The sequence below is a fragment of the Bradyrhizobium sp. 142 genome (assembly GCF_023074015.1).
Lineage (GTDB): Bacteria > Pseudomonadota > Alphaproteobacteria > Rhizobiales > Xanthobacteraceae > Bradyrhizobium.
Window position 1 is genome coordinate 1 of record NZ_JADPKQ010000026.1, and the last position, 8840, is coordinate 8840.

At 61.7% G+C, this 8840-nt stretch carries 8 protein-coding genes and 7 pseudogenes; 6 read left to right on the top strand and 9 right to left on the bottom strand.

What is annotated here, in order from left to right; all coding sequences use genetic code 11:
• Positions 1 to 948, bottom strand: a 948-nt coding sequence (locus IVA82_RS02115) for an IS5 family transposase (RefSeq protein ID WP_247493140.1), incomplete at its 3' end; no start/stop codon positions are given.
• 271 nt (positions 949 to 1219) lie between these two features.
• Positions 1220 to 1495: a transposase gene (locus IVA82_RS02120; RefSeq protein WP_247493141.1), complete on the bottom strand. Its 276-nt coding sequence runs from the start codon at positions 1493 to 1495 to the stop codon at positions 1220 to 1222.
• A 244-nt stretch (positions 1496 to 1739) separates the two neighbouring features.
• On the opposite strand from IVA82_RS02120, the pseudogene IVA82_RS02125 reads away from it, so the two are divergent.
• A pseudogene (locus IVA82_RS02125) lies at positions 1740 to 2231 on the top strand (transposase); the annotation flags it as partial.
• 131 nt (positions 2232 to 2362) lie between these two features.
• On the opposite strand, the pseudogene IVA82_RS02130 reads toward IVA82_RS02125, so the two are convergent.
• Positions 2363 to 2593, bottom strand: a pseudogene (locus IVA82_RS02130) (ATP-binding protein); the annotation flags it as partial.
• Between the two features lie 164 nt (positions 2594 to 2757).
• A pseudogene (locus tag IVA82_RS02135) lies at positions 2758 to 2880 on the bottom strand (IS630 family transposase); the annotation flags it as partial.
• On the opposite strand from IVA82_RS02135, the pseudogene IVA82_RS02140 reads away from it, so the two are divergent.
• Together IVA82_RS02140 and IVA82_RS02145 are read left to right on the top strand one after the other, a co-directional pair.
• A pseudogene (locus IVA82_RS02140) lies at positions 2877 to 3823 on the top strand (IS701 family transposase); the annotation flags it as partial. The pseudogenes IVA82_RS02135 and IVA82_RS02140 overlap by 4 nt on opposite strands.
• A gap of 654 nt (positions 3824 to 4477) precedes the next feature.
• Positions 4478 to 4813: a hypothetical protein gene (locus tag IVA82_RS02145; RefSeq protein ID WP_247493142.1), complete on the top strand. Its 336-nt coding sequence runs from the start codon at positions 4478 to 4480 to the stop codon at positions 4811 to 4813.
• Between the two features lie 37 nt (positions 4814 to 4850).
• On the opposite strand, the gene IVA82_RS02150 is transcribed toward IVA82_RS02145, so the two are convergent.
• Positions 4851 to 5099 carry a MarR family transcriptional regulator gene (locus IVA82_RS02150; protein ID WP_346659661.1) on the bottom strand — a complete coding sequence of 83 codons (249 nt, stop codon included), beginning with the start codon at positions 5097 to 5099 and terminating at the stop codon, positions 4851 to 4853.
• A gap of 52 nt (positions 5100 to 5151) precedes the next feature.
• On the opposite strand from IVA82_RS02150, the pseudogene IVA82_RS02155 reads away from it, so the two are divergent.
• A pseudogene (locus tag IVA82_RS02155) lies at positions 5152 to 5560 on the top strand (helix-turn-helix domain-containing protein); the annotation flags it as partial.
• Between the two features lie 245 nt (positions 5561 to 5805).
• On the opposite strand, the gene IVA82_RS02160 reads toward IVA82_RS02155, so the two are convergent.
• On the bottom strand, positions 5806 to 6579 hold the full coding sequence (locus IVA82_RS02160) for an IS110 family transposase (RefSeq protein WP_247493145.1): 774 nt from the start codon (positions 6577 to 6579) through the stop codon (positions 5806 to 5808).
• A 2-nt stretch (positions 6580 to 6581) separates the two neighbouring features.
• Here IVA82_RS02160 and IVA82_RS02165 point away from each other — a divergent pair, with 2 nt between their 5' ends.
• Positions 6582 to 6851: a hypothetical protein gene (locus tag IVA82_RS02165; RefSeq protein ID WP_247493146.1), complete on the top strand. Its 270-nt coding sequence runs from the start codon at positions 6582 to 6584 to the stop codon at positions 6849 to 6851.
• Positions 6845 to 7468 (top strand): transposase, encoded by a 624-nt coding sequence (locus IVA82_RS02170; protein ID WP_247493147.1) that lies wholly within the window; start codon positions 6845 to 6847, stop codon positions 7466 to 7468. Before IVA82_RS02165 ends, IVA82_RS02170 begins: the two co-directional genes overlap by 7 nt.
• 2 nt (positions 7469 to 7470) lie before the next feature.
• On the opposite strand, the pseudogene IVA82_RS02175 reads toward IVA82_RS02170, so the two are convergent.
• The 3 genes and pseudogenes from IVA82_RS02175 to IVA82_RS48865 all read right to left on the bottom strand — a co-directional run.
• Positions 7471 to 7727 (bottom strand): annotated as a pseudogene (locus IVA82_RS02175) (transposase); the annotation flags it as partial.
• Between the two features lie 33 nt (positions 7728 to 7760).
• Positions 7761 to 8513 (bottom strand): hypothetical protein, encoded by a 753-nt coding sequence (locus IVA82_RS02180; protein WP_247493149.1) that lies wholly within the window; start codon positions 8511 to 8513, stop codon positions 7761 to 7763.
• An 87-nt stretch (positions 8514 to 8600) separates the two neighbouring features.
• Positions 8601 to 8825, bottom strand: a pseudogene (locus tag IVA82_RS48865) (zinc ribbon domain-containing protein); the annotation flags it as partial.
• Positions 8826 to 8840: the final 15 nt, after the last annotated feature.

Here is an 8840-nt window from a genome sequence, read left to right on the forward strand (position 1 = left end):
CAATGTTCGTATGGGACATGGCTCGTGCTCCTTCTCTTGCCGGGGCTTAACGTTGCCGCTGAGAGCGGGCGTGGTCCATGCCATTAACTCGTAAGGCGCGCTGGCCTTGCCCTTGCCGATGCACTCCACCTCCGGGGCATGGAAGGAATAGAGCTTCCAGCCGCGCTGGCGCTGGCGCTGCTGCTGCGAGCGGATCTGCGTGGCCCGGCCGAGCGGGAGGGCGAACGCCTGCTCCAGTGCTGGCTGACCTTCGATCTTGCGGCGGATGTCGCGGATGATCCGGCCCAGCCGGCTACGCAGGATACGCAACTGCCGCTGATGCCGCCTGAACTGTTTGGCATGGGCGTAGCGGCCGGCCATCATCGCGGCGGCCTTGGCGATGCGAGCATAGGATTGCCGCAGCCTGACGCCGTGCCTGATCGCCAGGCGGTTGAGCCCCTTGATGGCCGCATGCAGCAGCTTGGCATCGGTCGGAAAGGTGATGGCCTTCGGCTGCACCGTGGTGTCGACCGTAACCCGCTTGAGGTCCTGGCTACGTAATACACCGGCCTCGTGCGCTACCCGCAAGCTCTCGGCCAGCAGCAACTCCAGCTTGTCGCCAAGCCGCTTGCGCCAATGGCTCAGGTCCGAGCGCTCGTGCGGGAACGTGTGCTGAAAGAACTCTTCCCCGGTGAAGAACTGGAAGTATGGGTCATGGACCCAGCGCTCGCACACCCCCTCATCGGACAGCCCGTAAATGTGCTTGAGCAACAGCAGACCGATCATGAAGCGCGTCTCGATCCCGGGCCTGCCGTTCTCGCTGTAGAGCGGCGCGATCTCGCCGTCGATCCAGTCCCAATCGACCTTGCCGGCGAGCAGAACCAGCTCGTGCTTCATATTGATGATCTGGTCGAGCCGAGCCCGGAACAGATCGTTCGATCCCGTCGTCTTGTGCTTCTTCGGCCGCATCGTCCCCTCCGATGCAGACAAGGAATCATGCTTCCCGCTTCGAGGGAATCCACGAAAGCCAAATCGCAAGGTTCTGACGCCCAAGGCATCAAAACCTTGCAATCTGGAAATGCCCCTTAGCCCAAATCGAGATTCCCGATCAGTGGCTTAGGCCTTCTTCACGGACGACGAAGTCGGCTGCAACGGATTTGGCCATTGGGCTTTCATTGAGGGCCGCGCTCTGAAGCGCCGGCCCTGACGCATTGTACCGCCTCATTCGGCAAGGCGGCATTCACCGGACGGAGCGGCTTGCATCGCTGGTCGCGCGACCGGCGCTCCCGCGGCAAATGCTCGGCAGCGCCCGGCGTGCTGGCTTGCGGCGCTCAAACGATGGCACCGCAATCTTCTCGGCTGCCATCTGCGCCGCGGTGTTAAGTTGTGCCGCATTCTCCTCCAAGTCGCCGAGCTGTAGCTCGAGCTGGTCCAGCAATGCGCCGCGCTCGGAGGACTGTCCGAACTGCTCGTGCCGCAGCTTCTTGATCGTGAGCTTGAGCTTCTCGATCAGCAAGACCCCCGCCTGGGCTTCTGCCTCCGCAGCCAGCCGAGCCGCCCGCTCGGCGCGCAACATCGCCTGTAGCGTAGTTACATCGTCGGGGAGAGATCATCAGCGCTCATCGTCGACCAGAGAATCACAAGACGCGATCTCTGTCCGAGCCGCTGATCGGCGCATCGTCTATCCGGTGCCTGCCACCTGCCCATGCTGCCGCGACAGCCGATTCGAAAGATTGGCGAGGACGTGACCGAGACGCTGGGAGCTCGTTCCGCGCCACTGGAAGGTGATCCAGCACGTGCGCGAGAAGCTCGTCTGCCGGGCCTGCGAAGCGATCACCCGGCCGCCGGCTCCTTCGCACCCGATTGCGCGCGGGCGTGCAGGGCCCAAGCTGCTGGCCCATGTCCTGTTCGCCAAGTACGGCCTGCACCTGCCGCTTCATCGTCAGAGCGAGGTCTACCAGCGTTAAGGCATCGACCTCGACGTTTCGACGCTCGCGGACTGGGTAGGTGCCTCCGCAGCAAGCCTGATGCCTCTGGTCGATGCGATCCGGAGCCACGTCTTCGCAGCGGAGCGCATCCACGCGGATGACACCACGGTGCCAGTCCTGGCCAAGGGCAAGACCCGGACCGGCCGGCTCTAGACCTACGTGCGCGACGACCGTCCGTTTGCCGGACCAGATCCGCCGGCGGCCGTGTTCTTCTACTCGCCCGATGGTGGCGGTGCGCATCCGGAGCAGCATCTGGCGGGCTATGCCTATAGCGCGACAATCTGGATGGGAAGCGCACGACAATCAGGATGGCGAGTCGGTGTCGCGGCGAGGTGATGATTGCCGCGATGATTGTCGCGCGCAAGAGTTTTGTTCGCTCTGATTGTCGCGGAGCGTCAATCAGCGAGTGTTTTTGGTGTCGCGTGCGAGGATGGTCGCCCTGGACCACGCTTCCGCTCGAGCGCGGTGCGCCTGCGATAGCTTTCGACGTTCATCTCGACGATGGTGGCGTGGTGAACGAGGCGATCGATGGCGGCGAGCGTCATAGCAGGATCCGGGAAGACCCTGTTCCACTCTCCAAACGGCTGATTGGCGGTGATCAGCATGGAACGCCGCTCGTAGCGAGCGCGGCTGGATGCGCGGAGGCGGCAGGCGATCCTGGTCCATGGCGGCAACAGGCGATCCTGGGTCGCAGGGATTGGGATGCCGATGCCTTGCGCGATATCGTGCGCGACTAGCGCACCCGCAGTTGGTGCCCGATCAAACGCGACGGCACGGTGTAGAACACCTTCTCGTCCAGGCACACCAGCGGGTAATCGGCATCGCGTGGCCGCGTGTAGACCGCCAGCACATCTTCCATGGCGGCTACGAACGCGCCATTGGCCTTCGGCGGGATGACCCAGCACTGCCGTCGAGCATTTGGCAGATGAGGATGCGGTCCTCGTGATCGACGAGACTGGCTTTCTCAAGCAGGGTAAGGCCTCATGCGGAGTGGCACGGCAATACACTGGTTCGGCAGGGAAGATTACGAACTGCCAGATCGGCGTCTTCGCTACCTACGTTTCGCGTCATGGTCATGCGTTCATCGATCGCGCGTTGTATCTTCCGAAGGAATGGACCGACGATCCAGATCGCCTGGAAGCCACATACGTGCCCCCCGATACCAGCTTTGCGACCAAACCAAAGCTTGCGACCAGAATGATCGCACGCGCCATCGCCGCGTCTGTACCATTCAACTGGGTTGCTGGTGACACCGTCTACGGTGTCGGCGATATCGAGCAGCAACTACGCCAGGCTGGCAAAGGCTATGTGCTCGGGGTCAGCAGCACTCATGTGTTTCGATCCTGGGGCAAGCGGCGATCAGCCTCTGGCACCGCCGCGGACATCGCCTCGACGCGGCGTTCGTCCGACTGGAAACCCCTGTCGACAGGGGACGGAACCAAAGGACCGCGGCTGCATGATTGGTGCTATCTCGAACTGGCCGATCTCGATGCCGGGCAGTTCAACAGCGCAAATGACGGTTTGTGGACACGTGGTCTGCTGATCCGTCGTCGCATCGCAGATGGTGACCTCGCCTTCTTCACCACCTGGTGCCCGGCAGGAACGGCCATTGAAACGCTGGTCGCAGTCGAAGGCCACCGCTGGGCGATCGAGGACAGTTTTGAGACTGCCAAGAATGAGTTCGGGCTTGATCACAACGAGAGCAGATCCTGGCATGGCTGGCATCGCCACGTCTCTATGGTGATGCTCGCCTTCGCCATGATGGCGGTGATCCGCCATCATGCCAATCCGCCGCAGCCAAAAAAACGCAACGCCGAACCACGGCAAAAACAAAACCATCGCAGCCGCGTCATTGATCCGCTGGTCAATTCAGGAAATCCGCCGCATCGCCATCAGACTCGCTCGAAAGCGGATCCAACCCGCCCACATCATCGCATGGTCACTCTGGCGCAGAGCTCACCAGGCGATCGCTCGGCGTGCGCACCTCAAGGCAAAACGGCAACTGTAATGCTAGGCCGCCAGTCAAAAATCCGGGGGCACTTCACGTCAGTTTCACGACACTTCGTTCGAAGCCATCTGTATTGTAACCGCAGCACTAAAGACTCCGCGGCGCACCTTTAACAAGAGTTTCCATGCCTGAACATCCGAACCCAAGCAATGGCAGGGCGCCGTGACCGATGCATGTGAGACAAGCGCCGCGAAGCGCTGGACGTAGTCGTTGAGATCAACGACTATCAAACCGGTAACAACCAGTTCCAAGCTGTATTAATAACATCAAATCCTTTGAGAAGATTCTCAAGGACGATTGAAAACCAAGGGTTGGCCGTCTTGCGGAGGCTGCACCCTTCAGCCCGCTCCTCGTCACTCGGAGCGAGTGGGCCCTCTTCACGACCGTATTTACCACGTCTATGCAGCAAAGGAGATTATGGATGACGTCATCTCGCGAGGCTAATGCTACCAAGTTCACCCGCTTCGATGTGCAGGATCGGCAATCAAGCCGAAGACGCAATATGGTTGAGCCCATTCGACCGACGCTCGAACTGCTCGAGCATTTGAAGAACGCGCAATTGAGGCACGCAAGTCAAATGGCGGCCGACCGGGCGCAGAGAGGTATCTCGAGCGACGACGACTACCAGGACCTGAGCAGCGCGTTGCGCCTCGCGGCTTACCTGGTCGACCTCGAATATGAAAGCGACCTCGAGAAATTCGGCGCGTTGTTGAACGACACGAGCCTGCAGGGCGCAGGCCTCATGAAATACGCGTCGGACGGCATTTGCCGCGAGATTTACGACACGAACCCGCCGTCATTGTCGGATGACGGAATGACAAACTGGAGCATTCGCTAGTGGTTCTGCACGGTGATTTTAGCGTTGAGTGCGGCAGTCAGATTAGCACGGGCAGGAGTTTCGGATCGACGAGGACCTCGATGCTGCGAGGCGTCCTTGGCTGCCGTCTGATGAAGCCGGCGCGTTCCAACGTCAGCACCATCTGGTGAACCGAAGGCGGGCTGACGCGGAAATATTCCTGCATGTCGGTTTCGGCCGGGGGCCTGCGATGCAGCCGGGTATAGAGGTGGATAAAAGCCAGATACTGCCCCTGCGTGGGCGTGACGGGTTTTGTCGAAGGACTCACGCCGGCCATCCGATTCAGTTGTTCGTGCGTGCCTCGAACGAGGAGGCACGCCATGAATGTACGCTATCGGGTCGAACTCAGCCAAATCGAACGCACCGAACTGAAGGCGCTGCTCAGCGGCGGCAAGCATGCGTCCCGCAAGCTCAAGCGCGCGCAGATTTTGCTGGCCGCCGATGCCGGGACCAGCGACGAGGAGATCGCAAGGAGCGTCGGTGTGAGCGGCTCGACCGTGTACGGGACCAAGCGACGCTTCGTGGAAGGCAATCTGGAGCGGGCACTGAGCGAAGAACCGCGTCCCGGGGCGTAACGCAAACTTACGGCAAGAAGCCTTGCTTGTGGCGACAGCCTGCGCCAGTCCGCCAAAGGGTCGTGCCCGCTGGACGCTCAAGCTGCTGGCGGGCGCGATGATCAAGCTCACCGAACACAAGAGCCTGTCGCGCGAGACGGTTCGGCGGCGCCTATAGCGCGACATATGTGGAACGGCCCCGCGGGCAAGTGCTTTTTTAGACATTTCGTCCTCCTGGAACGGTGCGGTCATATGTCCGGCCTTTCAGCGCGGTCGTTGACCGCTGGCCTCGATGAAATTCGCGATGCGAGGGGCTGATCAATCTGACGCGCTTTAAGCGCATTGTCGCGCCGGCCTCTCTCGCCTCGGGATTTCGTCCCGTGGAGTCACCGTCTAATTATGCACCTCGCCTCTGTCCGGCTACGTGCCGGGCAGTCTGTTCTGGTCGTCGTTCGGCTCAGGCACGTGCTGCGCCGCTTGCCGCGCCAGTATTTCGATAGCTCCCGCCCTTGGTGAGGAGCGGCCAGATGATCCTCGCGATCTTGCAAGCGCGACCGCGACTACCTTGAAAGGCCGTCGCGCCAAAAGCGCGACTAGCCACCGCGGCGCTTTCTCGTTGCCCTTCACGCGGCGCAAAACCGATGTCGCGCCACAAACAAGCAGCGAGCGGAGCGTTGGATTCCTCATTTTCGATATGCCGCCGAACCGTTCCTTGCCGCCGCTAGAATGGGGCTTTGGCGTCAGTCCCAGCCAGGCGGCGAAGTGACGGCCGGATTTGAATCCTTCGGGATCCGGGACCAGCGCTTTGACGGAAGCCGCCGTGATCGCTCCAACGCCCGGAATTGTGATCAGCCGCCGCATGTCCTCGTCACGCTTCACCTCGCCGACGGTACCTCGTTCGAGCTTATCGATCTGGCGCGTCAATGCCTCGATCTGATCGGCGATTTCAGCCAAAGCCAAACGGGCGGCTTTTGGCAGGCAAATGTCCTCTTCGTCCCGCACGATCTCGATCAACTCTGCTACTTTCGACGTGCCGATAGCGGCTATAATGCCCAACTCCGACAAATGCCCGCGAAGCGCGTTGATCGCCTGAGTTTGCTGGCGGAGTAAAAGAGCGCGCGTCTTCAGTACCATGGCCGCCGCCTGCTGATCGGCCGATTTGATCGGAACGAAACGCATGGTCTTGCGGGTCACAGATGAATCTTCAGCTGCACCACGTCGTCGCCGACATCACCGGCGCGACCGGCCTGCGTATCATACGCGCGATCCTTGCCGGCGAGCGCGATCCTGAGGCGCTGGCGTGCTTGCGCCATTACAGTTGCCACTCCAGCGCCGAGACGATCGCGAAGGCGCTCACCGGAAGCTACCGCGCCGAGCTTCTGTTTGCGCTCGAGCAGGCACTTGCGCTCTACACGCCTACCACGAGAAGGCATCTGCCTGCGACACCCGGATCGAAGCCGTGTTGAAGGAACCGAGCATCCATCGCGGTCATGGCCATGGATCACCGCCGCGGGCCTCGCGGCGTCAGAATCGAACCGATCAGGCGAACGCTTTAGCTTTCGACGTTCGCGAGGCGCTGTTCGCGTTGCTCGGAAAGGACATCACCACGATCGAGGGCCTCGGCCCTTACCCCTCGCTGAAGCTGATCGCTGAATGCGGCGACGACCTCTCCTCGTGGCCAAGTGCAAAGCACTTTACTTCCTGGCTGGGACTAGCGCCGAGCAACAGGATCTCCGGCGGCAAAATGCTCTCGTCCCGAACGCGCCGATCCGGCGGCCGGGCGGCGGCACTTCTGCGCCTTGCTGCCGTGACCGTGGGTCGTACAGACACCGCGCTCGGCGCCTTTTATAGACGAATCTCAGCGCGCATCAACAAGGCTAAGGCCGTGACCGCCACGGCCCGGAAGATCGCAGTTCTGTTCTACAATGCTGTGCGATACGGAATGGACTATGTCGATCCCGGGGCCTCGTCCTACGAGACGCGTTACCGGACGCGAGTGGTCAACAATTTGCATCGGCGTGCCAAGGCATTCGGCTTTGTTCTCCAGCCCTTGGAGCCGAACGTAGATGCTGCCGTTTCTTAGGAATCGTTCTCCAGCGTCAGTTCTCCGATCTTGGCGTGCAGCGACTTCACGTCGATCGCAGGCACGGCCGGCGCCGCGCTGCCAGGTCCAAAAACTCCGGAAGCTCCACTCTCCAGCTGGGCTTTCCACGCCGTAATCTGATTGGGTGGACGTCAAAGTGCTCAGCCAGTTGAGCTATCGTTCGGTCGCCCTTGACGGCGGCAAGCGCCACCTTCGCCTTGAAAGCCGGTGTGTGATTCCGGCGCGCTCGTCTGTTGATGGTCTCTCCTGTTCATGGCGATTATCGCCGCCTTCAGGCAGAAACTCCACTTAGCGACGCGTTCAAAATTTCGGGCCCGGCTCTGGCTTCGATCTCGCCGGCTTCAGCGGCCAGCCGAAGCGTCTTGGGCGCGATCTTCAGGAGCTTTGCGGCGTTACCGAGGTTGAGCCAGGGTTCGATCTCGTCCTCGGCGGGCTTGAACACCGGGATGTGGTAGCTCGAGCGCATTGATGTGACGCGCTCGCGGGTCCAGCGATTGCCGTTGCCGGTCTTGAGGCCGTTGCGGTTGAGGAGGCCGGCAATCAGATCGTCGCCGGCAATCAGCACCAGCTGACGCACGGCTTGGATGATATCGGTAGAGGTGCTGTTGCGCTGCCCGCGCCGGCGTTTGGGCAAGCGCAACTCGCTGTGGGCGCCACCCACCCAGTGGACGATGAGAACGATCTCGGAGGCCGCGTCGTGGATATCGGCCACGACCTCATGGATGAGGGTGCGCACAATGCGCTTCTTGAGGCGGGCATCCGTCGTCGGCGCATCCCAGACCGTTTTGAGGTTCGAGGCCAGAACGCCGAGCGCAACTGGATCAGCAAGGGAGGCGGGCGTCGTCGCATCATGCATAGCGATCTTGCCCTCGACCTCCGCCGCGTGAGCGAGCGCCCTGTTCCAGCGCGCTTCCAGCTCACTCGCCACCAGCCGGTTCGCGGGGTCAGCGGCATCGTATTGCCGGAAAGCCCGGTCGGCGGCATAGCGCGCCGCTTCCAGATCGCGACTGAGCGCATCGCGCACCTGATCCCGCCGTTCCCCGGCTTCCTTGGCGGCCGCGGTTGCAGCGGCGATAGCGCCCGGACCAACGACGCCAAGCAGTGCTTCCTCGATTGCATCATCGACGCGCAATCCGCCGAAGGCGATGCAGTGAGGGCCGCCATTGTCCATCCGGGCGCGGCTGCAGCTGTAGCGCGGGATATGGTGCTTCATGCCGGAGTACCGGAGTGTGAGCTTACGGCCGCAGCGCTGGCACCGGATCAGACCGGCCAGCAGCGCGTCTCCATGCTTGGGCGCGCCGTGATGCCGACCGGTGGGAACGTTGCTGCTGACCATTGTGCGGATCGCTTC

Coding starts and splice junctions, on each gene's coding strand:
- IVA82_RS02145 (WP_247493142.1), top strand. CDS start 4,478: ATGGTTGAGCCCATTCGACCGACGCTCGAACTGCTCGAGCATTTGAAG.
- IVA82_RS02165 (WP_247493146.1), top strand. CDS start 6,582: ATGAATCTTCAGCTGCACCACGTCGTCGCCGACATCACCGGCGCGACC.